Below are 25,348 nucleotides of genomic sequence, written 5' to 3'. Positions count from 1 at the left end.
CTTGTCCAGGGGCCGCGCCCCTAATGTCCTAACATTTCCCGCAGGGTCCGCTCCACTCCCACTTCCCAGGGGGGCAGGGTCAAGCCGAAACTGCGGCGCAATTTTTCCGTCGCCAAGCGGGAATTGGCAGGCCGTCGGGCCGGCAGGGGATAGGCGGAAGAGGGAATGGGCTCCACCTCCCTAACCTCCAGGGGTTCCCCCCAGGCCCGGGCCCAATCAATGATTCGGCAGGCATAGCCGTACCAGGAGGTCTCCCCGGCGGCGGCCAGATGATAGAGCCCGGCCAGCTCGGGCCGAACCAGGGCCTGGGCCAAGGCCTGGGCGGTCACATCCGCCAGGAGTTCGGCGCCTGTGGGCGCCCCCACCTGATCGTCGATGACGGTCAGCCGCTCCCGCTCCCGAGCCAGACGCAGCATGGTGGTAATGAAATTATCCCCCCGCGCCCCGTAGACCCAGCTGGCACGGAAGATTAAATGGGCCGCACCGCTTTCCTGGATAGCCCGGTCCCCGGCCAGCTTGGTGACCCCATAAGTATTGAGAGGCGCGGGCAACGCCTCCTCACGCCAGGGAGCCCCCCCCTGGCCATCGAACACATAGTCGGTGGAGTAATGAATGAGCCAGGCCCCCAGGGCCTTGGCTTCCCGGGCCAGCACGGCGGGGGCCTGGGCGTTGAGGCGTTGGGCCAGTTCCCCCCCGTCCAGCTCCGCCCGATCCACCGCCGTATAAGCCGCCGCATTCACGATCACCCGGGGCGCCAGACCCCGCACCGTGTCCGCCAGTCCGTCCAGATTTTCCAGATCGCCACACCAGTCCCGGCTGTGCCGATCCAGGGCCACTACCTCCCCCAGGGACGCCAGGGAACGTTGCAGTTCCCAGCCCACCTGGCCGTTTTTGCCCAGGAGCAGGATTTTCACGCCCGGCTCTCCCGCCCAGCGTAGTTCCGGGACAACCATTCCCGATAGGCCCCAGTCTGCACATGGCTCACCCAGTCCTGATGGGCCAGATACCAGGTCACCGTCTTGCGAATGCCGGTGGCGAAGGTTTCCTCCGGCCGCCAGCCCAGTTCCCGTTCGATTTTACGGGCATCAATGGCATAGCGCCGGTCATGGCCAGGCCGGTCCGTCACGAACTGGATCAGCCGGGCATAGGGACCGGCATTACTGGGAGCCAGCTCGTCCAGCAGCTGACAGAGGGTCTGCACAATGGTCAGATTGGCCATTTCGTTCCAGCCCCCCACGTTGTACACCTCCCCGGGCTGCCCCTTTTCCAGAATGCAGCGGATGGCCCGGCAATGGTCCCCCACGTAGAGCCAATCCCGCACCTGCTGGCCATCCCCGTAGATGGGCAGGGGCTGGCCGGCCAGGGCCCGGGTGATGACCAGGGGAATGAGCTTTTCCGGAAAGTGATAAGGGCCGTAGTTGTTGGAACAGTTGCTGGTGGTCACGGGCAGGCCATAGGTATGGTGCCAGGCCCGCACCAGATGGTCGGAAGCCGCCTTGCTGGCCGAATAGGGGCTGTTAGGGGCGTAAGCATCCTGCTCCCGGAAAGGCGGCGCCTCCGGCGTCAGGCTGCCATAGACCTCATCCGTGGATACATGGTGGAAGCGGAATTGCTCCCGGGCGGCTCCCGTCAGGCCAGACCAATACTGGCGGGCCGCCTCCAGCAGGGTGAAGGTCCCCGTCACATTGGTACGCATAAATTCCCCGGGCCCGTGGATGGAACGATCCACGTGGGACTCGGCGGCGAAATGGACCACCGCCCGGGGCTGGTGCTGGGCCAACAGACGTTCCACCAAGGCCTGGTCCCCGATGTCTCCCTGCACAAAGGTGTGCCGGGCATCCCCTTCCAGGGAGGCGAGGTTTTCCAGATTGCCCGCGTAGGTCAGCTTATCCAGATTGACCACCGGCTCATCGCCTGCGGCCAGCCAGTCCAGGACAAAATTGCTGCCGATAAAGCCGGCACCGCCGGTCACCAGAATGGTCATGGGATAAATCACCGAAAAATAATGGGGGAATTATAGGGCCTGACGGCTCCCAAGCCGATTCTCTCTCCATGGGCAGAAAAAAGGCGGCTCCCCCAGGAGCCGCCCGATGACACCCCGTTTCCAGCCCGGTGTTACGCCACCGACACAGTAAATTGGCTGACCAGCTGATTCAGGCTCTTGGCGGCGCTGGCGGTCATGTCCGTGCTGCGGCCGGTTTCGTCCACCGATTGCTTCACCGCCTGGGCGGCCCCGGCGATTTCTTCCACCCGGGTGCCGGTGGCGTGGGTGGCCGCTTCCAGCTGGTCGATGGTGGCAAAGAGACGTTCCAGAATGTCCTGAATTTCCCGCTTGTCCGTGGCCGCTTCCGTGGTCAGTTTCAGGCCTTCTTCTAGGTTGGACATACCCGTATCCATGCTGGTCACCGCCTCTTCCGCCCGACTTTGCACGGCGCCGATCATGTCGGCGATTTCTTTGGTGGAATTGGCGGTGCGCTCGGCCAGCTTGCGCACTTCGTCCGCCACCACGGCAAAGCCCCGCCCCGCCTCCCCGGCCCGGGCCGCCTCAATGGCGGCGTTCAGGGCCAGGAGATTGGTCTGGCTGGCGATTTCGTCGATCACCGTCACAATGCGACCGATTTCCGCCGTGCTGCTTTCCAGCTCCCTGATGGTCTGGGTGGCGGTGCCCACGGAGGCGAGAATGCCGGAACTGCGGGACTGGACCAGCGCGAACTGCTTACGAGTATCCGCCGTCACCACATGGACCGCTTCCCGCATGGCTTCCACCTTTTCGTTGGCGGCGTCGATTTCCGCCATCTGGGCCTTGAGGGATTCCTGGGTGGCCTGCATTTCTTCAGCCATATTGGCCGTGGCCTGGCCGGTCATCCGGGTCTTTTCTTGTAAGGCCGCATTAGTGGCGCCGATTTCCCGGGAGGTCTGGATGACCCGGCCGATGATCTGTTCCAGATTGTCGATAAAGCTGTTGGTCCATTGGGAGATCACCGTGGTCTCGTCGCTACTGCCGCTCCCCTTGGGCAGGCGCTGACTCAGATTGCCATTGCCCTCGGCGATGGAGCGGAGTACCCCGGCGGTCGCCCGCAGGCGGCGGGACAGGGGACGGATACCAAAGCGGTTGAAGGCGAAGGCGCCGCATCCCACCAGAAGCAATTCGCAAAAGCGGGCGGGCAGGCCGGTGAGGCCCAACGCCTCCTGAATTCCTACCCCCAGGCCCCAGGCCAGCACCACCACCATCCAGTACAGGCGTTGCAGGCCATAGCCGATGCCCCGGAAGCGATAGACCTCTTCCAAATCCGCTTCGCACATCATGCCCCACACGTCGGGGGAGCCGGGCAAGCTGAAGGTCACCCCCCGGCCAATCACCGGCACATGGCGATAATCCGAATAGCCCGGGTAGGTGACGAAAAGGTTTTCCCCCTTGCGGATGGTTTCCCGCACCCCGGGGTGAAGCTGGCCGGTGGCCGGGTCGTTGAAAATCAGCTCGAATTCCGTGTGCTGCTGCACCCGCACAGTGCCCCAGGCGGTGCGCACCCCCTGCTTCAGGTTGTCTCCCAGGGAAAAGGTGTCGTCTTCGAAGCGGGAGCGGGACAGGGCGGTGCCCGGCTGCACATTGGGATCGAAGTTGGACTTCACCATGAACAGGTAGTTGTCCCCCGATTCATGGAAAATGTGCCCCGCTTCCCGTTGGATCAGATCCCCCAGCACATCGTTGGGCACCCGGCCGCAGACCGCCCCCAGCACCTGGCCGTTGCGCACCAGAGGCTGATAGAACATCAGGGTCACGGCATCGTGGAAACGGGAGGTGGACGGCGGCAGGGAGGCAGTCACCCCATCCACATAGGGGCCATGGAGAAAGGGCTTTTGCAGGCCCGCCGCCAGGGCCCGGCTTTCCGTCACGTGGGCGCCGGAGCGCCCTGGCTGGGTGGAGTCCAGCACTTCGCCGGCGGGAGACACTAGAAAAATTTCGGAGAAATCCCGGGCTGCGGCCATTTTTTCCACCAGGCGCTGATGGGGCACGGTAGGAAAGCTTTCCGCCAGTTCCCCGGCCAGACTGGCCAGCTGGCTCCAGCGCATTTCCGCCCAGGACTGAAGAATGCGCACCCGGGTGGCGCCAAACCCTTCGAACGTACCTTCCAGATCCCCATAACGGTCCCGGTTCAGGAAGGTTGCCCAGCCCATGGCCAGCTTGCCTGTTCTGCCCAGCCAGGGCAGCCACCGCGTCTCAGAGGCAGACAAATTCATCCTCGGACTTTTCAACATCGTGCTCTCCGTATTTGCTTTATTTATGAGCTAGCTATAGCACTTACAGTGCCAGCCATTGATTTCTTTATATTTATTATGCCGGAGGCGGTATAAGCCGTCCCTATGGCTAGGGATAAGCACCATAACAGTGCGCCATCGAGGCCACCTCTGAAGAAATAGCCGGGGAACCTTCAGCTTTTTCCTGGAGCCCATGGGCCGACATGAGGGAAAAGCAATCCCGCCACTTAAGCGGAAAGCCAAGGCGCTGACCGACGGCTACAAACACAAAGCCCGGCATCTGCCGGGCTTTGCTGATGGAGGGCCCTACAAGGCTTGTAGGGCAGCCCCTTGGACTAGCTCAGGCTTTCCCGCTCCGGGGTGGCACTGATCTTATGGATCGCCAGGTCCGCGCCGTTATATTCATCCTCCGGATCGAGACGGATACCCACGGCCAGCTTCAGAGCCCCGTAAACCAGGGAGCCCCCGGCCAGGGCAATGAGAATGGCCAGGCCCGTAGCCACCAGCTGGGAGCCGAAGGCCACGCCCCCCAGGCCACCCAGGGCCTTGGCGCCGAAAATCCCCGCAGCCAGACCACCCCAGGCCCCACACAGGCCGTGGAGGGGCCACACCCCCAGCACGTCGTCAATTTTCCAGCGGTTCTGGGTCAGGGTGAACATAACCACAAACAGTGCACCGGCGACCCCGCCGGTCACCAGGGCGCCTAGGGGATGCATCAGGTCAGAACCCGCGCAGACCGCCACCAGCCCGGCCAGAGGGCCGTTATGGACAAAGCCCGGGTCATTCTTACCCACCAGGGTGGCAGTAACGATGCCCCCCACCATGGCCATGAGGGAGTTCAAAGCCACCAGGCCGGAAATTTTGTCCAGGGTCTGGGCGCTCATTACGTTGAAGCCGAACCAGCCCACCGCCAGAATCCAGGCGCCCAGGGCCAGGAAAGGAATGGATGAAGGGGGATGGGAGGCGATACGCCCATCCTTGGAATAGCGGCCCCGGCGGGCGCCCAGGATGAGCACGGCGGGCAGGGCGATCCAGCCCCCCATGGCATGGACCACCACGGAACCGGCGAAATCGTGGAATTCGGCGCCGAAAGTGGCTTGCAGCCAGGCCTGGATACCAAAAGCGTGATTCCAGGCAATGCCTTCAAAGAGGGGATAGACCCCCCCCACCAGGGCGAAGGTGGCCGCCAGTTGGGGATGGAATTTGGCCCGCTCCGCAATGCCCCCGGAAATGATGGCGGGGATGGCGGCGGCAAAGGTTAAGAGGAAAAAGAACTTGGTCAGTTCAAAGCCGTTGTGCTGGGCCAGAATGTCGGCGGCGGTGAAAAAATGCACCCCGTAGGCCACCCCGTAGCCAATGAAAAAATAGGCCAGGGTGGAAACGGCAAAGTCGGTCATGATTTTCACCAGGGCATTCACCTGGTTTTTCTTCCGGACCGTGCCCAGTTCCAAAAAGGCAAAGCCAGCATGCATGGCAAGCACCATGATGGCGCCCAGCAGCACAAAAAGGGTGTCCGATGCGGACTTAAGAACTTCCATGGTGCCTCCCGAAAAAGATCGCACCACTTAAGCAAACAGCGTTCCCGGCCTCTATATGCGATAAATCATAGAGTTAGGGAAACGCCGTTCCTATCAACGCACCAAAACAGGCCTTAATCTTCAAATACGCACCATAGTCGTGCAATTTGCCTCAATGTTGTGCCTACGCACCAAAAGCGCCATCACCCTCCCAGGCCGGGGGGCAAAAAGACCCAGAGCTGGCCCCGCTGTTTCATTTTGCCGGCCTGATTACCCGCCCCACTGCCGAAGCCCCAGAAAAAATCTCCCCGCACCGGTCCCCGGATGGCGCCCCCCGTGTCCTGGGCCAGCATTAGCCGTTGCAGGGGCCGGGGGGAATTGGGATAGGTGGCGGAAAGGAACACCGGGGCCCCCAGGGGCACGGTGCGGGGATCCACGGCCAGACTGCGTTCTGCCGTGAGGGGAACCCCCAGGGCGCCCACCGGGCCGTCCCCAGGGGGCAGATTCAGTTCCTTGAAAAATACGTAGCTGGGGTCCTGATTCAACACCGAGGCCACCTTACCCGGCTGGCCCTGATTAGCCCGGGTCCAGGCCTGGATGGATTGCATGCTGACCTGATCCGGCTTCAGTTCTCCCCGTTCCACCAGCACCCGGCCAATGGGCTGGAAGGGGCGTCCGTTCTGGTCCCCGTAGCCAACCCGCACCAGGCTACCGTCAGGCAGCTGGACCCGGCCCGAACCCTGGATTTGCAGGAAAAAGAGTTCAATGGGGTCATCCACCCAGAGCAGGGCCTGATACTGGTCCATGCGCCGGGCCATTTCTTCCCGGGACCAGTAGGGCACCACCCGGTTGCCCTGGAGTCGACCCCGCAGGCGCAGATGCTTGAGTTCCGGGTAAACGGCGCTCAAATCCACGGTAATCAGATCCTTGGGCACCCTGAGCAGGGGATAGCGGTAAGCCCCTTCCGCCTTGCGGCTGCCGTGGAGCAGGGGCTCGTAATAGCCCGTAATCAGGCCCTCCCGACTACCGTCCGGATTGACCACCTGATAAGGGGTAAAGCGGCTTTCAAAAAAGCGCCGCAGGGCCGCCCCGTCCTGGGGATTCAGGCTACGGGCCTCGTCACAGGCAGGCCGCCATAACGGCCATTCCTTGCGCCCAGCCAGACCCCGGCAGCTGGACAAAAAGGCGGGCAGGGCCGCGGACAGATCATCCTGGCCCCAGCCCGGAATATCTTCCCAACGGGCCGCCTGGAGCGGCTTGGCGGGAGGAGCGGTGACCTCCTTTTCCCCGGTAGGGGCGGGGCACACGGGACAACCGGCGGGAACTTCCTTGGGCCCCGTACCGGCGCAGCCCGCCAGCAAGGCGGCTAGGGACAAAGACATCAGGGCAGCAAAGGTTAATTGGCGTTTTTTCATGATTGGGCTAAGGTTCGATGCTTTCTTTCAGTATACCGGCAACCCCATGAGCGACCCTTTACAACGGCTCGACCAATTTCTGGCCCATGCCGAAAAACTTCTTTCCCAACTGGAACCCCTGCTGCCCCCACCCCCTTCCGAAATCAACTGGAAGGCACCGGCTTACCGCTGGCGCAAGCGTAACGGCCGGGGCTATCTCCAGGCCGTGCCCAAGCCCCATCCCATCCGCCTGCGGGACCTGAAGGACATCGACGAGCAAAAGCGCCGGGTGGAAGCCAACACCCGCCAGTTTCTCGCCGGCCAGCCCGCCAACAACGTACTGCTCACCGGGGCCCGGGGCTGCGGCAAATCTTCTCTGGTGAAAGCCCTGCTCAACGAATACGCCAAGAAGGGCCTGCGCCTCATCGAGGTGGACAAGAGCGACCTAGTGGATCTGGCGGACATCGTGGATCTGGTGGCGGCCCGCCCGGAACACTACATCGTCTTTTGCGATGACCTGTCCTTCGAGGCCAATGAAGCCGCCTACAAGGCCCTCAAATCGGTGCTGGACGGCTCGGTCACCAGCGTGCCGGACAATGTGATCATTTACGCCACCTCCAACCGGCGCCACCTGCTGCCCGAGTATTACGCGGAAAATCTGGAAGGGGCCAAGGTGGGCGAAGAAATTCACCCGGGGGAAGCGGTGGAAGAAAAGGTCTCCCTCTCGGAACGCTTCGGCCTCTGGCTCTCCTTCTACCCCTTCAGCCAGGACGACTACCTGCGGGTAGCCAACCACTGGCTGAAGAGCTTTGGCTGCGACGCCGCCACCATCGCTGACGCGGAGCGGGAAGCCCTCAACTGGGCCCTTTCCCGGGGCTCCCGCAGTGGCCGGGTGGCCTGGCAGTTCGCCCGGGATTACGCCGGTGCCCTGGCCCTGGGAAAAGAGGGCAAGCGCTGATGGGCAAGATCGTGGAAGTGGCCGCCGCCGTCCTGCTGCGCCGGGGCGGCCGGGAATTTCTCCTGGCCCAGCGGCCGGAAGGCAAGGTCTGCGCTGGCTTCTGGGAATTTCCCGGGGGCAAGCTGGAGCCTGGGGAAACGGCCCGCCAGGCCCTGGTCCGGGAACTGGAAGAAGAACTGGGCATCCACGTCACCCGGGCCTGGCCCTGGATTACCAAGCGCTACACCTACCCCCACGCGGACGTGCATCTGAAATTTTTCCGCATCACCGCCTGGGAAGGGGACATTCGCCCCCTGGAACACGCCGCCTTCCAGTGGGTGGCCGCGGGCGAGGAACCGGGCGTCGCCCCCCTGCTGCCCGCCAATGGGCCCATCCTCAAGGGTCTGGCTTTGCCGGATCACTACGCCCTGACCCTGGCGGAAGAACGGGGGGTGGAAGCCGAACTGGCCCGCCTGGAACGGGCCTGCCAGGGCACCTTGCGGCTCATTCAGGTGCGGGACAAGGGGCTGCCCCCGGAAGTGCGGGCCAGTTTCGCCCAGAAGGTGGTGGATCTGGCCCACGCCCAGGGGGCCAAGGTGCTGATCAACGACGACGAGGCCTTAGCCAGGCTGGTGGGGGCGGATGGCCTCCATTGCACCAGCACCACCCTGGCGGGCTTGTCCGCCCGGCCGGATTTCCCCTGGGTCGCCGCCTCCTGCCATAGCGAAGCCGAGCTGGCCCGGGCTGCCGAACTAGATCTGGATTTTGCCGTGCTGGGGCCGGTACTCCCCACCCCCTCCCATCCCCAGGCGGAAGGCTTAGGCTGGGAGCGCTTCGCCGCCCTGGTCCAGGATTCTCCCCTGCCCGTCTATGCCCTGGGGGGCATGCGCCCGGACATGGCGATCCCCGCCAAGGAACGGGGCGCCCAGGGGGTAGGGTTGATGCGGGGCTGGTAAGCAAACGATCCAGACGGCGGGCAAGCCCGGGAGCCGGGAGGGGGGGGAAAAGCCCCATCCATGAATGGTAGGGAAACGGGGAAGCCCCATGGCGATCCCCGCCCCTTAAGGCCCTGGGTCCGGAAAGACCCGCCCCTGCCCACCTAGTTCAAGGTGGGGGGCGTGCCCCCGAATTCCCCATCCTCCTGGCCCCCGTCCGCTTCCGCCACCGGCACCCGGTAGCTTTCGCTGGCCCAGGCCCCCAGGTCGATGAGCTTGCAACGTTCGCTACAGAAGGGCCGCCAGGGATTGGCGGGACTCCACTCGGATTCACCCCCACATTGGGGACAACGGATTTTTTTGGCACCGGCCATGATCACAACCTTGTCTGCCTGATTACGAAAAAACGGGATTTTACCCCGCCCCCGGCCCCCTCCCCACAAGCCCCGCTCTGCGCAAGATCAAGCCGGGAACCAGTCTTCTTGGCCATAATGGGGTTTTTCGTGCACGGCGGGAGCATTTGCCATGAGTCACCTCGACAAAGACCACTTTCCCGAAACCCCGGCCACCCGCTTTCTCAAAAGCCACAAGGTGCCCTATTCCAGCCATCTCTACGCCTACGAGGACCACGGCGGCACCAAGGTCTCCGCCCGGGAGTTGAATGTGGCGGAACACGGGGTGGTCAAAACCCTGATTATGGAAGATGAACACGCCAAACCCCTGATCATCCTCATGCACGGGGACCGGGAGGTTTCCACCAAGGAACTGGCCCGGCAGATCGGAGTAAAAAAAGTGGCCCCCTGCAAACCCGAGGTGGCCCAGCGCCACAGCGGCTACATGGTGGGCGGCACCAGCCCTTTCGGCACCAAGCGGGCCATGCCCGTCTATATGGAAAAAACCATCCTGGATCTGCCCCTGATCTACATCAACGGGGGCAAGCGGGGCTATCTGGTGGGCCTCCGCCCCCACGACCTACTGGCCGCCATCCAGCCCACCCTGGTCAGCGTGGGCCTGGAACATTAGGGGCTGAGCGCCTTACGGCCGCCTGCCTCGCCAGCAGGTGGGCCCTAATGCCGGCCCCCAAGGGCCGGCGGGGGGCTCAGGTGTTGCGCTCGATAATGACCCCGACTTTTTTCACGCCCCGGATCATCCCCAGCTTGGCCACGGAGACCCGAATCCAGGAAGCCTGGAATTCTTCCAGCACCAGGGTGGCCACAAATTCCGCCAGCTTTTCCAGCAAGCCGAAGCGGCGGCTCTCCAATTCTCCCCGCAGCCGCTCCACCACCTTGGCGTAGTCGATGGTATCCCGGATGTCGTCGCTGGCCCCCGCGCTGGCCGTGGACAACCCGATCTGCAGGGACAGTTCGATAGTCTGGGCCATCACGCCCTCCCGGGCATAGATGCCGATATTGGCCTGGAGGCGGAAATCCTCGATAAAAATAATATCCATGGGAGCAAACGGGCTGGCGCGCCCTCAGGGCGGGCCGGGCAAAAATTAGGGGAATAAGCGAAGCAGCAAGTCCTACGGGCCTTCTAGGGACTCGGAGGGCCGCCCCTGGGGGCGGTCCGGAGCAAGCTGGTACAATGTGCGCCCGCATTGTACCTCAAGGCATCCCACTCCCCGCGCCCGTCGGCGCCCCGGCCCATGACCCCCTTACCTATCGATCCCTTGCCCACCGCCCCCCTGTCCATGGCCCTTTTTCTCACCCTGATCAGCGCCTATCTGCTGGGCTCCATTCCCTTTGCCGTGGTCTCCAGCAAGCTCTTCGGCCTGGCCGACCCCCGCTCCTACGGCTCCGGCAATCCGGGGGCCACCAATGTGCTGCGCAGCGGCAATAAATTGGCCGCCCTCACCACCCTCCTGGGGGACGCCGCCAAGGGCTGGCTGGCGGTGTTTCTGGTGGGGCGACTGGCGCCCCACCTGGGCCTGGCGGAAATCGCCATTGCCAGCGCCGGACTAGCCGCCTTCCTCGGCCACCTCTTCCCCGTCTTCCTCAAATTCAAGGGGGGCAAGGGCGTGGCCACGGCCGCCGGAGTACTGCTGGCTTTGAGCCCCTGGCTGGGACTGGCGGTCATCGGCGTCTGGCTGGTGGTGGCCGTGGTTACCCGTTATTCCTCCCTGGCCGCCCTGCTGGCGGCCCTCAGCGCCCCGGCCTTGAGCGCCTGGATGGGGGGTATGAACGGCCAACTGCTCATGGTGAGCCTCCTGGCCCTGGCCCTCATCATCAAGCACCGGGCCAATATCCAGCGCCTGCTGGCGGGTACGGAGAGCCGCATCGGCAGCAAAAAAAAGGCGGCTTAAGCCGCCTTTCCCGCCACCGCCCGATCGGCGGCACCCCCTGGGGCGCCCCTAGGCTTCAACAATATTGAGATCGGCCAGAGGCCAGCGGGGCCGCACGGAAAAGCTCCCCGCCGCCTTGGGCTGGGCACCGGCCTGCAAGCGCAGGGCACCGGCCAGGGCGATCATGGCCCCGTTGTCCGTACAATATTCCAGTTCCGGGTAATAGACCCGAAATTTGCGCCGGGCGGCCTGGGCGTTGAGGCTGCGGCGCAGCTCCCGGTTCGCCCCCACGCCCCCGGCCACCACCAGGGAGTTCAAACCGGTCTGGCGCAAGGCGCCCACGGCCTTGCGCACCAGCACCTCCACCAGGGCATCCTGAAAGCCCCGGGCCACATCGGCCCGCTCCTGTTCCACCAGTTCCCGGCCTCGCACCTGGGTCAGAACGGCGGTTTTGAGGCCGGAAAAGGAGAAATTCAGATCCCCGGAATGGAGCATGGGCCGGGGGAAATGGACCGCCTCCGGTACGCCCTGCTCCGCCAGCTTGGCCAGCACCGGACCGCCCGGATAGGGCAGGCCCAGGAGCTTGGCGGTCTTATCGAAGGCTTCCCCCGCCGCGTCATCCAGGGTTTCCCCCAGCAGTTCGTAGGCCCCGACCCCGGTCACCCGCATCAACTGGGTATGACCGCCGGACACCAGGAGGGCGACAAAGGGAAAGGAGGGAGGATCGGCGGACAACAGGGGAGACAGCAGATGGCCTTCCAGGTGATGCACTGGCAGCACGGGCACGTCCAGGGCGAAGGCCAGGCTTTCGGCGAAGGAGGCCCCCACCAGCAGGGCCCCGGCCAGTCCCGGCCCCTGGGTGTAAGCCACCGCATCAATATCCGTCAGACTGCGCCCGGTCTGGGCCAGCACCTGGCGCAGCAGGGGCACCGCCCGGCGAATATGGTCCCGGGAGGCCAGCTCGGGCACCACGCCGCCATACTGGGCGTGGAGCACGATCTGGGAATGGAGGGCGTGGCCCAGCAGACGGCCGCCAGCCCCCGCCCCATCGGGAAGTTCATAAAGGGCGACGCCGGTTTCGTCGCAGGAAGATTCGATGCCCAGGATCAACATGGGGCGCATTTTAGCACCGGCCCGCACTTTTTTTGTGCTTACCCCCTTGGTAAACGGTTGACGTTTCGATAGAATCCAAGGTTTTCTCTCATTGCTGTCTGGGGACTGATTTCAATGCCTAATATCCGCGTCAAGGAAAACGAACCGTTTGAAGTGGCCATGCGCCGTTTCAAGCGCACTGTCGAAAAAACCGGCCTGCTGACCGAACTCCGCGCCCGCGAGTTCTACGAAAAGCCCACGGCCGAACGCAAGCGCAAGCTGGCTGCTGCCGTGAAGCGTCACCACAAGCGCATCCGCAGCCAAACCCTGCCGCCCAAGATGTTCTAAGCCTGCGCGACTTGACGCCACACCGGCCGTCCATCTTCGATGGACGGCTTTTTGCGCTTCTGGACCTTAGAAGGAAACAACCATGACACTCAAGGAACGCATCAATGAGGACATGAAGTCCGCCATGCGTGCCAAAGAGACGGCCAAGCTGGGCGCCATCCGCCTGCTGCTGGCCGCCATGAAGCAAAAGGAAGTGGACGAACGGGTCACCCTGGACGACGACGCCGTGGTGGCCATCATCGACAAGATGCTGAAACAGCGCCGGGATTCGGTGGCCCAGTACGAAGCCGCCAATCGGGCCGATCTGGCGGATGCGGAAAAGTTTGAAATGACCGTGCTTTCCGCCTACATGCCCGCCGCCCTTTCGGAAGAGGAAATTGCTGCTGCCATCGCCAAGGCGGTGAGCGATAGCGGTGCCGCCGGCCCGGCGGATATGGGCAAGGTCATGGGCCTGCTCAAGCCCCTGCTGGCCGGTCGGGCCGACATGAGCCAGGTCTCCAAGCTGGTCAAGGCCAAGCTTTCTGCCTGACGCCCCGGGGCCGGTCCGCCGGCCCTTTTCTTTTTTTCTTCTGCCCCGGTTGCCCGCTTGATTCCCGAATCCTTTATCCAGGAACTCCTGCAGCGCATCGACATTGTGGAGCTGATCGACGGCTACGTGCCGTTGAAAAAGGCCGGGGCCAACTACGCCGCCTGCTGTCCTTTCCACAGCGAAAAAACCCCCTCCTTCACCGTCAGTCCCAGCAAACAGTTCTACCACTGCTTCGGCTGCGGGGCCCATGGCACGGCCATCGGCTTTCTCATGGAATATTCCGGCCTGGGCTTTGTGGAAACGGTCAAGGACTTGGCGGCCCGGGTGAGCCTCCAGGTGCCCGAGGAAAACCGGGGCCAGCGTGGCCGCCAGCCCCGCATCGCCCAGCTGACGGACCTCATGGACCGGGCGGCCCGCTACTACTACGAGCAGATGAAGGGCTCGGAACGGGCCAAGGCTTACCTGAAAAAGCGGGGCTTAAGCGGGGAGGTGGTGCAGCGTTTCCGCATCGGCTACGCCCCGGACGGCTGGCAGAATCTGGAAGCGGTTTTCGGCGACCACTACCACAGCCCGGAAATGCAGAGCGCCGGCCTAGTCATTCGCAACGACCAGGGGCGGCTCTACGACCGCTTCCGAGACCGGGTGATGTTCCCCATCATTAACCAGAAAGGGGAAGTCATCGCCTTCGGTGGCCGCATTCTGGACCAAGGGGAACCCAAGTACCTGAATTCCCCGGAAACCCCCCTGTTTGAAAAAGGCCACGAACTCTTCGGCCTGCCCCAGGCCCGCCAGGCCCTGCGGGAAACGGACACGGCCATTGTGGTGGAAGGCTATATGGACGTGGTCGCCCTGTCCCAGCACGGCATCGGCAATGTGGTGGCCACCCTGGGCACGGCCACCACTGCCAGCCACGTGCAGAAGCTGCTACGCCAGGTGGACCGCATCGTCTATTGCTTCGACGGGGACGCAGCAGGACGCAAGGCGGCCTGGCGAGGCCTGGAAAACAGCTTGGAAGCCCTGGCGGACAACAAGCAGATCGGTTTTGTTTTCCTGCCTCCGGAACACGATCCGGACACCTTCGTCCGGGAACAGGGCAAGGAGGCGTTCCAGACCAAAGTGGCCCAGGCCCTGCCCCTCTCCGACTTTCTCCTCAAAGAACTGGCCACCCGCAGCGACCTCACCACGGCGGAAGGCAAGGCCCAGCTGGTCTATAACGCCAAGCCCCTGATTACCCGGCTCACCACCCCCTTCCTGCGCCTACAACTGGTCAAGCGGCTGGCGGAGGCCAGTGGCTTTTCCCAGGCCGAGGTGGAACGGCTTTGCGAATTAAAGACCATTGCGCCCCCCGCCCCCGCCCGGGCGCCCCGCAGCGCCCTGTCCCTCACCAAGCGCCTTCTGCCCCCCCTGCTCCAGTGCCCCGCCCTGGCCAGCCAGCTGCCCCTCATGGCCCTGGAAGGCTCGGACCCGGCCACCACCACCCTGCGCCATCTGGTGGAAAAACTGCAAAACGGTCAGCACATGGGCAATGTGGCCCGCTTCGTGGAACTCTTCCGGGGCTCGCCGGACGAAGGAATGTTACTGGCCGCCTTACGGGAACTGGAACTCAAGCCCCTCTCCGACGAGGAAGCGGAAGCGGACATGCAGGGGGCCCTGGAACAATTGGAGCTGGACCGGCTGGTGGAAGCCCAGGAACGGCTCAAGGAAAAACTCCGGACCACCGGTCTGGGGGATGACGAAAAACGGGAATTCGGTCGGCTGGCCGTGGAAATCGGCCGGCTGGGCAGGGTTCGCCGGAGGCGGTAAGTGACTTTCCTTCGACAAAAGGAAGTTGCTAACCTATGGTATAATATGCGGTTTTTGCAGGATTATCGGGACTAGGTCATGGCAAAGGAAAAGGCAAAAGAAGCGGCCAAGGAAATTCTCAAGGCCAAAGCATCCAAGGCCAAGGAGCGGGCGCTGCTGGAAGCGGCTGGCGCACAGGAAGCCGCAGCCCCGGTGGATGCGGAGACGCGCCGGATGCGTCTCAAAAATCTGATCAAGCTAGGTAAAGAACGGGGCTTCCTCACCTACGCGGAAATCAACGACCACCTGCCTGACGATGTGGTGGACGCGGAGCAGATTGAATCCATCATCTCCACCTTCAACGACATGGGGATCCAGGTCTTCGACGAAGCCCCCGCGGCGGAAGACCTGCTCATGTCCGACAACGCCCCCGCCGTCTCCGACGACGAGGAAGTGGAAGAGGAAGCGGAAGCCGCCCTCTCCACCGTGGATTCCGAATTTGGCCGGACCACCGATCCGGTGCGTATGTACATGCGGGAAATGGGCTCCGTAGAGCTGCTCACCCGGGAAGGCGAAATTGAAATCGCCAAGCGCATCGAAGACGGTCTGCGCCACATGATTCTGGCCATTTCCGCCTGCCCCTCCACCATTACCGAAATTCTGGAAATGGCGGACAAGGTGGAAAAGGAGGAAATGCGCATCGACGAGCTGGTGGACGGCCTCATCGACCCCAATGCACCGGAAGGGGAAGAATCCGCCGCCGACATGGCCGATGACGCAGACCTGGACGAAGAGGAAGACGGGGATGACGGGGACGGCGGCGCCGTATCCGCCTCCATGCTTCAGCTCAAGGCCGACGCCCTGGAACGCTTCGCCACCATCAAGGCCCTCTACGCCAAGATGCACAAGGCCCTGGTCTCCAAGGGCTCCCAGGACAAGACCTATCTCAAGCTCCAGGCCCAGGTTTCCGCCGAGCTGATGAACATCCGCTTCACCTCCCGGGTCATCGAACGGCTCTGTGACGCGGTCCGCCACATGGTGGAAAGCATCCGCACCCACGAGCGCAAGATTCAGGAACTGTGCGTAAGAAAGGCGGGCATGCCCCGGCCCCATTTCATCAAGGCCTTCCCCGGTAACGAAACCAATCTGGCCTGGGTGGAAGCGGAACTGGCGGCCGGAGCCAAGGGTTACGCCACGATACTGGGCCGCAACGCGCCCAATATCCAGGAAGAACAGCGCAAGCTCCTGGCCCTGCAAGAACACATCGGCATTCCCCTGAAGGACCTGAAGGACATCAACAAGCAGATGTCCACCGGCGAAGCCAAGGCCCGCCGGGCCAAGCGGGAAATGACCGAGGCCAACCTGCGGCTGGTGATCTCCATCGCCAAGAAGTACACCAACCGGGGCCTGCAATTCCTGGATCTGATCCAGGAAGGCAACATCGGTCTGATGAAGGCCGTGGATAAGTTCGAATACCGGCGTGGCTACAAGTTCTCCACCTACGCCACCTGGTGGATTCGCCAGGCCATCACCCGTTCCATCGCCGACCAGGCCCGGACCATCCGGATTCCGGTGCACATGATCGAAACCATTAACAAGATGAACCGGATCTCCCGGCAGATTCTCCAGGAAACCGGGGCCGAGCCCGATCCCGCCACCCTGGCCGAAAAGATGGAGATGCCGGAAGAAAAGATCCGCAAGATCCTGAAGATTTCCAAGGAGCCCATCTCCATGGAAACCCCCATCGGGGACGATGACGACTCCCACCTGGGGGACTTCATCGAGGATACGGCCACCACCGCCCCGGTGGATGCGGCCCTCTACTCCGGCCTGCGGGAAGTGACCAAGGAAATCCTGGATACCCTCACCCCGAGGGAAGCCAAGGTGCTGCGGATGCGTTTCGGTATCGAAATGAACACGGACCACACCCTGGAAGAAGTGGGCAAGCAGTTCGACGTTACCCGGGAACGGATTCGCCAGATCGAAGCCAAGGCTTTGCGCAAACTGCGCCATCCCTCCCGCTCCGACAAGCTGCGTAGCTTCCTGGACAATAACAACAGCTAAGTCCCCATGCTCCGGCGGCCTCCCGGCTGCCGGAGCGTTTTTCCCCGGTTTTCCCCCAGCCTTTCCGCACCACCGCTTCCCCCGCTCGGCGGGAGCACCTTTCCCCGCCTTACCCCACCTCCCCGCATTCCCTCCTGTATCGCTCCCCGCCTTTTCGCGCCATTCGCCTGTCTCGCTTCACACCCCACTCGCCTCGCCCCTTGCGGCGTTTCCCTTGCTCCCCGCTCTACCCATTGCATTCTTAGCCCGGCTCCAGCACCAGATACAATTCGTTGCAAAATTGACCGCAGGAAATTGGTCCTCGCTCCGTTTCATGGACAGGCAGGGGCGCCAAGCCGCCCCACCGCCCTCCCCAATTTTCAGGAGTTCGCCCATGTCATCCCGCCCTAGCCCCCGCTCCCTGGCCGCCCCGGCCCTCCTTCTGCTCTGGGGCCTGAGTCTGGCCCTGCCAGCCCAGGCCGGACGTTTAAGCCAGGGTACTTTTACCGGCCAGCGGGGCGGCAGCGGCGCCTACAGCCGCCAGATCGACCGGGCGCCGGACCAGGTGAGCCGGGACACCAGCGTCACCGGCAGCCAGGGGCGCCTGTGGCAGCGCAGTAGCAACGCTAGCTACGATAAGGCCACGGGTACCGGGCAACGCACGGTCACGGGCCCCGGCGGCAACACCCGCAGCAGTAGCGGCAGCTACGACAGCACGGACAAAACCTATTCCCGCACCATTACGGGCGCCAACGGCCAGAGCGTGGCCGCCACCAGCCAGTACAACAGCGCCACCCATCAGGTGGACACCAGCTACACCGGTCCCCAGGGCCAAACGGTGACCACCGCCACCGGCTATGACAAGGCAAACCACGGCGCCGACACCACCATGACCGGGGCCAACGGCCAGACCTATACCCGCAGCGGCAGCAACAGCTACGACAGCGCTGACCACAGCCTCAACCACCAGGTCACTGGCCCCGGGGGCCGTACCCGGGGCATCACCCTGACCCCGGGCGGCGCCAACTAGGCACCCCGGCCCCCCCGCCATGGCCCTACCGGATACCACCGCAGCGGACGCCGCCGATATGGCGGCCGCCGCCCTGGGGGACCGGCAGGCCTTTGGCCGCCTCAGCCAGCGCCACCAGGGCTGGCTCCTGGGCTTTACCCAACGGCTCCTGGGCAACCGGGCGGCGGCAGAGGAAACGGTGCAGCAGACCTGGCTCCAGGCCTGGGAAGCCGCCCCCGGCTGGGAACCCCGGGCCCGCCTCAGCACCTGGCTGTACCAGATCGCCTACCGCCTCTGCCTGGATCAGCTGGGCCGCAATGCCCGCTGGGCGGGGGAAGTGGCGGAAGACTGGCCGGACCCGGCACCAGACGGGGAAGCGAGGGCCAGCCAGGCCCAGCAGGCCCGCCTAGTACAACAGGCCCTGGCCCAGCTGCCGCCCCGCCAGCGGGCCGCCCTGGTGCTCTGCTATTACCAGGAGCTGTCCCAGGGGGAAGCAGCGGCCCTGCTGGAAGTCAGCGAAAGCGCCCTGGAATCCCTGCTGGTGCGGGCCCGTACCGCCCTGCGCCGAAGCCTGGCCCCCTTACGGGAAAACGCCCCCTGACGCCCCCGTCCAGATGAAGGAGAATGTGCCCATGGACCCACGCCAACGCTTCATCCAATGCCTGGAAGCCTACGGGGCCGATCCGGCCCGCTGGCCCGAGGCGGATCGGCCCCTCTTCCCCGCCTTTTCCCGCCAGCCAGAGTTACAACTGCTGCTGGCCCAGGCCCGGGATCTGGATCAATGGCTGGATGGCTACCGACTGGAAGAGGCAGCCCCGGCCCGGCCAGCCGCCTTGACCCTGCCTCGGCGCCACCCGGGGAGCCCCGGACACCTTGAACACCTCGGGCACCGCGCACCTTCCGGGCGCCCCCTCCGCTCTGGCTGGTGGCTGGGAGCCGCCCTGGGCCTCAGTCTGGTACTGGGCTTTGTCACCGGCTTCCGCCATACCGCCCCCCTCCCCCAAGGCCCGGACCTGCTGGGGAGCGGCCCCTGGGTATGGGAGCTGACCCTATGAACGCCCCCGCCCTGCCCCTCCGGCGCGGCTGGCGCCGTTTTCTGCCCGGCCTGCTGGTCCTCTCCCTGGTCCTCAACGGCTTTCTCCTGGGCATCCTGGGGGGCCACTGGGGTCAGCACCTCAGGGGCGGCCCGGCCTGGGCCCAGCAATTTCAGGGGCTGGCTGCCGACCTCCCCGCCCCGGAACGGCAGGTGCTGCGCCGGGAAATGGGCCAGGCCCTGGTGGAAATGGCCCCAGTGCTCCGCGCCCTGGGCCAGACCCGACAGGACGCCGCCGCCCGGGCCGCCGCCCCCCATCTGGATCAGGCGGCCCTGGCCGCAGATTTCACCCGTCTGCGCCAGCAAACCAACCAGGCCCAGGCCATTCTCCAGACCCATCTGCTCCACGCCCTGGCTCAACTGCCCCCGGACCAGCGGGCCCGGCTGGCCCAGGCCATGGCCCGGCGCCTGAGCGCCCAAACTCTCAATGGAGATTCCACCCATGATTAAGCTCCGCCCCTCCGCCCCCCGGGCCTGGGCCACCGCCCTACTCCTGGCCGCGACCCTGCCTGCCCTAGCCGCCCCGGATATCCAGGCCGCCAAGCGGGTACTGGATAGCGCCCCGGTCTGCCAAAATCTGGGGGACTACTACTGGGAAATCGGCGATGCTAAGGGGGTGATCGCCAGCGGCAGCAAGGGCACCCGGGTGCAAGCCCGGAATCCCCTGCCCATCGCCTCCGCCTCCAAATGGATTTTCGGGGCCTTCGTGGTGGAAACCACCAAGGGCCACCTGAGCCCGGCCCAGATTCAAGCCCTGGAAATGGGCAGCGGCTTTGACAGCTTCAATCCCTTTTTCTGCCGGGGTGCCAAGAACATCGAGGAATGCCTGGGACGGCGCGCCAACGGCCACCAGGACCCGGCCAAGGTAGGCGTCTTCAATTACAACGAGGGCCACGACGCCAAGCTGGCCATGGACCTGGGCCTGGGGCAACTGGACCTCCAGTCCCTGGCCCTAACCTGGAACGCCACCCTCAACTCGGGCAGCGACATCCACTTTCTCTCCCCCGAACCCGCCGGCGGGCTCTCCATGAGCCCCGCCGCCTACGGGGACTTTCTCCGCCGCCTCCTGGCGGGCAAGCTCCAGCTCTCTCGCTATCTGGGCTACCAGCCCGTCTGCACCGATGCCGCCAGCTGCCCGGGCAAGGCCGCCCACAGCCCGGTGCCCCGGGCCTGGCACTACTCCCTCAACCACTGGGTGGAAGACGATCCCCAGGGGGACGGGGCCTTCAGCTCCGCCGGCGCCTTCGGCTTTTACCCCTGGATCAGCGGGGACAAACGCTACTACGGCATCTTCGCCCGTCTGGCCATCCAGCCCAAATCCGGCGTCGTCAGCGCCAACTGCGGCATCGCCATGCGGGCCGCCCTATTCCACACCCCCACCCCAGCCCCCATGGACGTCTCCGGCCCGGAAAACGGTGGCCGGGGCAAACACCCCCTGCTGGACCGCCTGCGGGAACGCCGGGAGCGCGCCCCCGCCGCCCCCAACTAATCACCCGGCATGAGTGGCCCGCAAGCCCCCTTTCGCGATAGAATCGCCGCCTTCGGGCCTGTAGCTCAGTTGGTTAGAGCAGAGGACTCATAATCCTTTGGTCCAGGGTTCAAGTCCCTGCGGGCCCACCAACGAGTAAAAAACCCGATCGGTTTCCCCGGTCGGGTTTTTTCTTTAGCCGCTGGCAATAAGCACCCACGCCCAAAGCTCAGAAGCAAACTAAAATGAGCGTGCTTATATCCGCCATTCATCTATATGTCCCCAGAAACCCAAGCTCGGATAGTGATCGACAATCGGTTAGAAGCCGCTGGTTGGGTCCTACAAGATTTTACAAAACTGAATTTGTCTGCAGGACTGGGTATCGCCGTCCGCGAATATCCCACCGACACGGGGCCAGCCGACTACGTTCTGTTCGTCAACCGCAGGGCTGTGGGTGTCATAGAGGCAAAAAAAGATAGCGCAGGCGCAAACATTACCGCCGTCGAAAGCCAAACTGAGCGCTACGCCACAGCCCATCTCAAGTGGCTCACAAATAACACGCCGCTACGCTTCCTATTCGAGGCCACGGGCCAGATCATCCGCTTCACCGATAACGACGATCCCGCACCGCGCTCCCGTGAAGTCTTCCATTTTTTCAAGCCGGAAGCACTGGCAGTTTGGGGAGCGCAGCCAGAAACCCTACGCCGTCGCCTAGCTGAAAAAATGCCTGTGCTGCCAGTGGAGAATCTGCGCGACTGCCAAGTCAGCGCCGTTACCGGGCTGGAAAAATCCCTGGCGATGAACAAACCACGCGCTTTGGTACACATGGCCACGGGCGCGGGCAAAACCTTCACCGCTATCACCTCGATCTACCGCCTACTCAAATTCGGCGGCGCCAAGCGCATCCTGTTCCTGGTCGATACCCGAAACCTCGGCAAACAGGCCCATCAAGAATTCATGGCCTACACACCACCGGATGATGGCCGCAAGTTCACCGAGCTCTACAACGTACAGCGACTGGCCTCACCTAACATCGATCCCCATTCGCAGGTATGCATAAGCACCATCCAGCGCATGTACTCCATCCTCTCCGGGGAGCCGATTGATGAATCGGCTGAGGATATTTCCCTCAACGAGGTGCAGCAAACAGCCAAACAGGAAAAGCTGGTGCGCTACAACCCGGCCGTGCCGGTGGAAACCTTCGACTTCATCGTCATCGACGAATGCCACCGCAGCATCTACAACCTGTGGAAACAGGTGCTCGATTACTTCGACGCCTACCTGATCGGCCTCACCGCCACGCCTGACAAGCGCACCTTCGGCTTTTTCAACGAAAACATCGTTGCCGAATACACCTACGAGCAATCGGTGGCCGACGGCGTTAACGTCGGCTACGACGTATACGAGATCGAAACGGAGATCACCCGGAAAGGCGCTGAGATCAAGGCCAAGGAATGGGTGGACCACCGGGACCGCCAGACCCGCAAAAAGCGTTGGAGCGAAACCGAAGAAGACACCGTGTACAGCGGCAAGGACCTGGACAAGTCGGTGGTTAACGTCAGCCAGATCCGCAAGGTCATCACCGAGATGAAGCGGGCCGTGGAACAGGAAATATTCCCCACCCGCCAGGAAGTGCCCAAGACCCTCATCTTCGCCAAGACCGACAGCCACGCCGACGACATCATCAACATCGTGCGGGAGGTGTATGGGCAAGGCAACGCCTTCTGCAAGAAGGTCACCTACCGGGCCGAAGAAGACGCCGACAGCATCCTCAGCAGCTTCCGCAACGACTACAACCCGCGCATCGCCGTCACTGTGGACATGATCGCCACCGGCACCGACGTGAAGCCACTGGAAGTGCTGCTCTTCATGCGCGACGTGCGTTCCCGCGGTTACTACGAACAGATGAAGGGCCGCGGCGTCCGCAGCCTGGATGGAGACAGCCTCAAGCGCGTCAGCAAAAGCGCCGACGGGGCCAAGACCCGCTTTGTCCTGATCGATGCCGTGGGGGTGGAAAAATCCCTCAAGACCGAAAGCCGCCCCCTGGAAAAGAAGCCCGGCGTTCCCCTCAAGGACCTGCTGCAAGGCGTGGCCCTGGGCAGCCGGGACGACGATACTGTGCTCTCCCTCGCCAACCGTCTGGTGCGCCTGGCCAAGCAGCTGGACGCCAAGGCCCTGGCTCGCATCGAAAAAGCCAGCGGCGGCATCCCTTTGGCCGAGCTGGGCAAGGCGCTGATCGCCGCTCTGGACCCGGATGCCATCGTGCAAACGGCCCTGGCCACCGCTCAGGCCCAAGGCATCACCCGCAGCGAAGACACCCTGCTGCCTGAGGAAATCGACGCCGCCCGGGCCGCCCGGGTAGCCGCCGCCTGCGCCCCCTTCGACCAGCCGGCGCTGCGGGATGAGATTGAAAACGCCCGTCGCGAGCGGGAGCAGATCATCGACCATATCAATGTGGATGAACTCACATTTGCCGGTTTCAGCGAGCAGGCCGAGGCTAAGGCCAAAGCAGTCATTCAAGGCTTTGCCGATTACCTGCGGCAGCACCGGGATGAAATCGCCGCCCTCGGCTTTTTCTACCAGCAACCCTACCAGCGCCGGGCCCTCACCTTCGCCATGATCGAAGACCTGCACCAACGCCTCAGCCAGCCGCCCCTGATGCTCACCACCGAGCGCCTGTGGAGCGCTTACGCCCGGGTCCAGGCCGGCCAGGTGAAAGGGACCGACCGCAAGCGCCAGCTCACCGACCTGGTCTCCCTGCTGCGTTTCGCCCTAGGGCTGGAGGGCGAACTCAAACCCTTTGCCGACGAAGTGGACAAACGCTTCCAGGCCTGGATCTTCCGCCACAACGCCCAACGGGGAACCGCCTTCACCCCCGAGCAGACCGACTGGCTGCGCCTGATGAAAGACCACATCGCCAGTAGCTGCTGCATCGGTCGGGAGGATTTCGATTACGCCGAACTGGCGGGCAAAGGCGGACTGCAGAAGGCCTGGGGCCTGTTCGGCAAGGAACTGGATACGCTGATGGATGAAATGAATGTGGAGCTGGTGGCGTGAGTAGCGTCCCAAAGAGTTGGATAGATATAGAGCTGAGCGAGGTCGCACAGATTATTCGTGGCGTGACCTATAAGCGCGAACAATCAGCCAGTGAGCCAAAGGAAGGGCTCCTGCCCGTACTTCGGGCTACAAATATCTCTGGTGTAGCTCTTACATTTGACGAGTTGGTCTATGTGCCGTCCGGAAGTATTTCCACCGAACAGCTCTTGCTCCAAGGTGATGTAGTAGTTGCTTCGTCTAGTGGAAGCAAAGAGATTGTGGGGAAGGCAGGCTCGTTTCTTGGCGGTAGTTTCAAAGGCTCATTCGGTGCTTTTTGCACGGGCATCCGTCCCTCAGCCCTTTTGTCGCCAACCTACTTTCAGTACTTCTTTCAAACACCGTCTTATCGGAAATCAGTATCAGAGTTGTCCGCGGGGTCAAACATCAATAACCTAAAGACGGGTGATTTGGCTGCCCAACGGTTTCCATTGCCCCCCGCCGCCGAACAAACCCGCATCGTCGCCAAACTCGAAGAACTGCTCTCCGACCTCGATGCCGGGGTGGCCGAGCTCAAGGCCGCGCAGCAGAAGCTGGTCCAGTACCGCCAGTCCCTGCTAAAGGCCGCCGTGGAAGGGGCGCTGACGGCCGAATGGTGTCAGCAAAACCCACCCGGCGAAACCGGCGCCCAACTGCTGCAACGCATCCTCACCGAACGCCGCGCCCGCTGGGAAACCAGGCAACTCGCCAAGTTCCAGGCACAAGGCAAACCTGCACCCCGCGACTGGCTGAAGAAATACCCCGAGCCAGTTCAACCCGACACCACCGATTTACCGGAACTACCGGAGGGGTGGGTGTGGGCAAGCGTTGAACAGCTAGGCGATGTTCAGTTGGGTCGTCAACGGTCCCCTGACAAGCTCAAAGGAATTTCGCCGACTAGATACATACGCGCGGCCAACATTACTGAGGCGGGAATCGATTTTTCCGATGTACTGAAAATGGACTTCTCCGAACAGGAGCGAAATACCTTCGAATTGCATGTAGGGGATGTCCTATTGACCGAGGCATCTGGCAGCGCTGAGCATGTTGGTCGCCCTGCGATTTGGCCAAATGTTGACGGGCTGTATTGCTTTCAGAACACCGTGCTGCGCTTTCAGCCCCAAGGAGTCGGCTCCGAATTTGCTTTTTACTCCTTCTTGGCCATGCAAAAGCTAGGAGTGTTTCGCAGATTGTCAGGCGGTGTCGGCATCAACCATCTGAGTGCTGGGAAATTTTCGAGACTACCAGTGGCTCTACCATCGACTGACGAGCAGGTCGAAATCGTCAGAGCGCTAGCCGTGCAGTTTGCAGCGATTGAGGAACAAGGACAGGCAATCGAACTCTCCTTCAAACAATCCACTGCCCAGCGCCAAAACATCCTGCGTGTCGCCTTCTCCGGCCAACTGGTGCCCCAGGACCCCGCGGACGAACCCGCCAGCGTGCTGCTGGAGCGCATCCGTGCCGAACGGGCGGCGCAGGTCGCGCCGAAGAAGCCTCGCGGACGCAAGGTAAAGGAAGCCTCCCATGCGTGACGAACCGTATTGGGCCAGCCGTGTCCATAAATTTCGGGTGTCGCTCCAGGAAGCGGGCT

The 25,348-nt window shown here is 63.2% G+C and carries 23 protein-coding genes and 1 tRNA gene; 16 read left to right on the top strand and 8 right to left on the bottom strand.

Going from position 1 to position 25,348, the window contains the following annotated elements:
• Positions 1-20 precede the first annotated feature (20 nt).
• The 5 genes from rfbD to mltA all read right to left on the bottom strand — a co-directional run bounded on the left by rfbD (position 21) and on the right by mltA (position 7,189).
• Complete coding sequence (gene rfbD, locus Azoinq_RS09480) at positions 21-914, bottom strand: dTDP-4-dehydrorhamnose reductase (protein ID WP_216129685.1); 894 nt, start codon at positions 912-914, stop codon at positions 21-23.
• Positions 911-1,984, bottom strand: a complete 1,074-nt coding sequence (rfbB, locus tag Azoinq_RS09475) for a dTDP-glucose 4,6-dehydratase (protein ID WP_216129687.1) — start codon at positions 1,982-1,984, stop codon at positions 911-913. The genes rfbD and rfbB overlap by 4 nt, the downstream gene beginning before the upstream one ends.
• 131 nt (positions 1,985-2,115) lie before the next feature.
• On the bottom strand, positions 2,116-4,239 hold the full coding sequence (locus Azoinq_RS09470) for a methyl-accepting chemotaxis protein (protein WP_232368450.1): 2,124 nt from the start codon (positions 4,237-4,239) through the stop codon (positions 2,116-2,118).
• A gap of 353 nt (positions 4,240-4,592) precedes the next feature.
• The gene (locus Azoinq_RS09465; RefSeq protein ID WP_216129691.1) at positions 4,593-5,795 is read right to left on the bottom strand and encodes an ammonium transporter; all 1,203 of its coding nucleotides are present in this window, start codon (positions 5,793-5,795) and stop codon (positions 4,593-4,595) included.
• 182 nt (positions 5,796-5,977) lie between these two features.
• Positions 5,978-7,189 (bottom strand): murein transglycosylase A, encoded by a 1,212-nt coding sequence (mltA, locus tag Azoinq_RS09460; protein WP_216129693.1) that lies wholly within the window; start codon positions 7,187-7,189, stop codon positions 5,978-5,980.
• A gap of 46 nt (positions 7,190-7,235) precedes the next feature.
• Here mltA and Azoinq_RS09455 point away from each other — a divergent pair, with 46 nt between their 5' ends.
• Together Azoinq_RS09455 and Azoinq_RS09450 are read left to right on the top strand one after the other, a co-directional pair.
• Positions 7,236-8,126, top strand: a complete 891-nt coding sequence (locus tag Azoinq_RS09455) for an ATP-binding protein (protein WP_216129695.1) — start codon at positions 7,236-7,238, stop codon at positions 8,124-8,126.
• Positions 8,126-9,061: a Nudix family hydrolase gene (locus tag Azoinq_RS09450; protein WP_216129697.1), complete on the top strand. Its 936-nt coding sequence runs from the start codon at positions 8,126-8,128 to the stop codon at positions 9,059-9,061. The genes Azoinq_RS09455 and Azoinq_RS09450 overlap by 1 nt, the downstream gene beginning before the upstream one ends.
• 143 nt (positions 9,062-9,204) lie before the next feature.
• Here the strand turns inward: Azoinq_RS09450 and Azoinq_RS09445 are convergent, their stop codons facing one another.
• On the bottom strand, positions 9,205-9,414 hold the full coding sequence (locus tag Azoinq_RS09445; protein WP_216129699.1) for a DNA gyrase inhibitor YacG: 210 nt from the start codon (positions 9,412-9,414) through the stop codon (positions 9,205-9,207).
• Between the two features lie 151 nt (positions 9,415-9,565).
• Between Azoinq_RS09445 and ybaK the strand changes: the two genes are divergently transcribed.
• Positions 9,566-10,063: a Cys-tRNA(Pro) deacylase gene (gene ybaK, locus Azoinq_RS09440; protein WP_216129702.1), complete on the top strand. Its 498-nt coding sequence runs from the start codon at positions 9,566-9,568 to the stop codon at positions 10,061-10,063.
• Positions 10,064-10,139: 76 nt separating this feature from the next.
• Here the strand turns inward: ybaK and Azoinq_RS09435 are convergent, their stop codons facing one another.
• Positions 10,140-10,490 (bottom strand): dihydroneopterin aldolase, encoded by a 351-nt coding sequence (locus Azoinq_RS09435; RefSeq protein WP_216129704.1) that lies wholly within the window; start codon positions 10,488-10,490, stop codon positions 10,140-10,142.
• A gap of 240 nt (positions 10,491-10,730) precedes the next feature.
• Between Azoinq_RS09435 and plsY the strand changes: the two genes are divergently transcribed.
• Complete coding sequence (gene plsY / locus Azoinq_RS09430) at positions 10,731-11,342, top strand: glycerol-3-phosphate 1-O-acyltransferase PlsY (protein ID WP_216132077.1); 612 nt, start codon at positions 10,731-10,733, stop codon at positions 11,340-11,342.
• Between the two features lie 48 nt (positions 11,343-11,390).
• On the opposite strand, the gene tsaD is transcribed toward plsY, so the two are convergent.
• Positions 11,391-12,434 (bottom strand): tRNA (adenosine(37)-N6)-threonylcarbamoyltransferase complex transferase subunit TsaD, encoded by a 1,044-nt coding sequence (gene tsaD / locus Azoinq_RS09425; protein WP_216132080.1) that lies wholly within the window; start codon positions 12,432-12,434, stop codon positions 11,391-11,393.
• Positions 12,435-12,548: 114 nt separating this feature from the next.
• Here tsaD and rpsU point away from each other — a divergent pair, with 114 nt between their 5' ends.
• The 12 genes from rpsU to Azoinq_RS09365 all read left to right on the top strand — a co-directional run bounded on the left by rpsU (position 12,549) and on the right by Azoinq_RS09365 (position 25,289).
• Positions 12,549-12,761 carry a 30S ribosomal protein S21 gene (rpsU, locus tag Azoinq_RS09420; RefSeq protein WP_216129706.1) on the top strand — a complete coding sequence of 71 codons (213 nt, stop codon included), beginning with the start codon at positions 12,549-12,551 and terminating at the stop codon, positions 12,759-12,761.
• 82 nt (positions 12,762-12,843) lie between these two features.
• Positions 12,844-13,290, top strand: coding sequence for a GatB/YqeY domain-containing protein (locus tag Azoinq_RS09415; protein WP_216129708.1), 447 nt, complete (start codon positions 12,844-12,846; stop codon positions 13,288-13,290).
• Between the two features lie 57 nt (positions 13,291-13,347).
• Entirely contained in the window at positions 13,348-15,093 is a 1,746-nt protein-coding gene (gene dnaG, locus Azoinq_RS09410) for a DNA primase (protein ID WP_216129710.1), read from the top strand.
• Positions 15,094-15,171: 78 nt separating this feature from the next.
• Positions 15,172-17,136, top strand: coding sequence for an RNA polymerase sigma factor RpoD (gene rpoD, locus Azoinq_RS09405; protein ID WP_216129712.1), 1,965 nt, complete (start codon positions 15,172-15,174; stop codon positions 17,134-17,136).
• A 373-nt stretch (positions 17,137-17,509) separates the two neighbouring features.
• Positions 17,510-18,145 carry a hypothetical protein gene (locus Azoinq_RS09400; RefSeq protein ID WP_216129713.1) on the top strand — a complete coding sequence of 212 codons (636 nt, stop codon included), beginning with the start codon at positions 17,510-17,512 and terminating at the stop codon, positions 18,143-18,145.
• Positions 18,146-18,164: 19 nt separating this feature from the next.
• Positions 18,165-18,725 (top strand): sigma-70 family RNA polymerase sigma factor, encoded by a 561-nt coding sequence (locus Azoinq_RS09395; RefSeq protein WP_216129715.1) that lies wholly within the window; start codon positions 18,165-18,167, stop codon positions 18,723-18,725.
• A gap of 31 nt (positions 18,726-18,756) precedes the next feature.
• The gene (locus Azoinq_RS09390; protein ID WP_216129717.1) at positions 18,757-19,179 is read left to right on the top strand and encodes a hypothetical protein; all 423 of its coding nucleotides are present in this window, start codon (positions 18,757-18,759) and stop codon (positions 19,177-19,179) included.
• Complete coding sequence (locus Azoinq_RS09385) at positions 19,176-19,667, top strand: periplasmic heavy metal sensor (RefSeq protein ID WP_216129719.1); 492 nt, start codon at positions 19,176-19,178, stop codon at positions 19,665-19,667. The genes Azoinq_RS09390 and Azoinq_RS09385 overlap by 4 nt, the downstream gene beginning before the upstream one ends.
• A complete protein-coding gene (locus Azoinq_RS09380) occupies positions 19,660-20,706 on the top strand; it encodes a hypothetical protein (RefSeq protein ID WP_216129721.1) in 1,047 nt (348 codons plus the stop codon). The genes Azoinq_RS09385 and Azoinq_RS09380 overlap by 8 nt, the downstream gene beginning before the upstream one ends.
• A 54-nt stretch (positions 20,707-20,760) precedes the next feature.
• Positions 20,761-20,837: transfer RNA gene (locus Azoinq_RS09375), tRNA-Ile, on the top strand.
• Between the two features lie 646 nt (positions 20,838-21,483).
• Positions 21,484-23,742, top strand: coding sequence for a type I restriction endonuclease subunit R (locus Azoinq_RS09370; RefSeq protein ID WP_216129723.1), 2,259 nt, complete (start codon positions 21,484-21,486; stop codon positions 23,740-23,742).
• Positions 23,739-25,289, top strand: coding sequence for a restriction endonuclease subunit S (locus Azoinq_RS09365; protein WP_216129725.1), 1,551 nt, complete (start codon positions 23,739-23,741; stop codon positions 25,287-25,289). The genes Azoinq_RS09370 and Azoinq_RS09365 overlap by 4 nt, the downstream gene beginning before the upstream one ends.
• The last annotated feature ends 59 nt before the right edge of the window (positions 25,290-25,348 follow it).

Source organism: Azospira inquinata (assembly GCF_018905915.1).
GTDB classification, from domain to species: Bacteria; Pseudomonadota; Gammaproteobacteria; order Burkholderiales; family Rhodocyclaceae; genus Azospira; species Azospira inquinata.
This window is presented reverse-complemented; position numbering and strand designations above follow the sequence as displayed.

What these genes read in the sequence shown, in the direction of transcription:
- rfbB (WP_216129687.1), bottom strand. Translation starts at nt 1,984, where the DNA reads ATGACCATTCTGGTGACCGGCGGTGCCGGCTTTATCGGCAGCAATTTT.
- Azoinq_RS09470 (WP_232368450.1), bottom strand. Translation starts at nt 4,239, where the DNA reads ATGAATTTGTCTGCCTCTGAGACGCGGTGGCTGCCCTGGCTGGGCAGA.
- Azoinq_RS09465 (WP_216129691.1), bottom strand. Translation starts at nt 5,795, where the DNA reads ATGGAAGTTCTTAAGTCCGCATCGGACACCCTTTTTGTGCTGCTGGGC.
- mltA (WP_216129693.1), bottom strand. Translation starts at nt 7,189, where the DNA reads ATGAAAAAACGCCAATTAACCTTTGCTGCCCTGATGTCTTTGTCCCTA.
- Azoinq_RS09455 (WP_216129695.1), top strand. Translation starts at nt 7,236, where the DNA reads ATGAGCGACCCTTTACAACGGCTCGACCAATTTCTGGCCCATGCCGAA.
- Azoinq_RS09450 (WP_216129697.1), top strand. Translation starts at nt 8,126, where the DNA reads ATGGGCAAGATCGTGGAAGTGGCCGCCGCCGTCCTGCTGCGCCGGGGC.
- Azoinq_RS09445 (WP_216129699.1), bottom strand. Translation starts at nt 9,414, where the DNA reads ATGGCCGGTGCCAAAAAAATCCGTTGTCCCCAATGTGGGGGTGAATCC.
- ybaK (WP_216129702.1), top strand. Translation starts at nt 9,566, where the DNA reads ATGAGTCACCTCGACAAAGACCACTTTCCCGAAACCCCGGCCACCCGC.
- Azoinq_RS09435 (WP_216129704.1), bottom strand. Translation starts at nt 10,490, where the DNA reads ATGGATATTATTTTTATCGAGGATTTCCGCCTCCAGGCCAATATCGGC.
- plsY (WP_216132077.1), top strand. Translation starts at nt 10,731, where the DNA reads ATGGCCCTTTTTCTCACCCTGATCAGCGCCTATCTGCTGGGCTCCATT.
- tsaD (WP_216132080.1), bottom strand. Translation starts at nt 12,434, where the DNA reads ATGTTGATCCTGGGCATCGAATCTTCCTGCGACGAAACCGGCGTCGCC.
- rpsU (WP_216129706.1), top strand. Translation starts at nt 12,549, where the DNA reads ATGCCTAATATCCGCGTCAAGGAAAACGAACCGTTTGAAGTGGCCATG.
- Azoinq_RS09415 (WP_216129708.1), top strand. Translation starts at nt 12,844, where the DNA reads ATGACACTCAAGGAACGCATCAATGAGGACATGAAGTCCGCCATGCGT.
- rpoD (WP_216129712.1), top strand. Translation starts at nt 15,172, where the DNA reads ATGGCAAAGGAAAAGGCAAAAGAAGCGGCCAAGGAAATTCTCAAGGCC.
- Azoinq_RS09400 (WP_216129713.1), top strand. Translation starts at nt 17,510, where the DNA reads ATGTCATCCCGCCCTAGCCCCCGCTCCCTGGCCGCCCCGGCCCTCCTT.
- Azoinq_RS09395 (WP_216129715.1), top strand. Translation starts at nt 18,165, where the DNA reads ATGGCCCTACCGGATACCACCGCAGCGGACGCCGCCGATATGGCGGCC.
- Azoinq_RS09390 (WP_216129717.1), top strand. Translation starts at nt 18,757, where the DNA reads ATGGACCCACGCCAACGCTTCATCCAATGCCTGGAAGCCTACGGGGCC.
- Azoinq_RS09385 (WP_216129719.1), top strand. Translation starts at nt 19,176, where the DNA reads ATGAACGCCCCCGCCCTGCCCCTCCGGCGCGGCTGGCGCCGTTTTCTG.
- Azoinq_RS09380 (WP_216129721.1), top strand. Translation starts at nt 19,660, where the DNA reads ATGATTAAGCTCCGCCCCTCCGCCCCCCGGGCCTGGGCCACCGCCCTA.
- Azoinq_RS09370 (WP_216129723.1), top strand. Translation starts at nt 21,484, where the DNA reads ATGAACAAACCACGCGCTTTGGTACACATGGCCACGGGCGCGGGCAAA.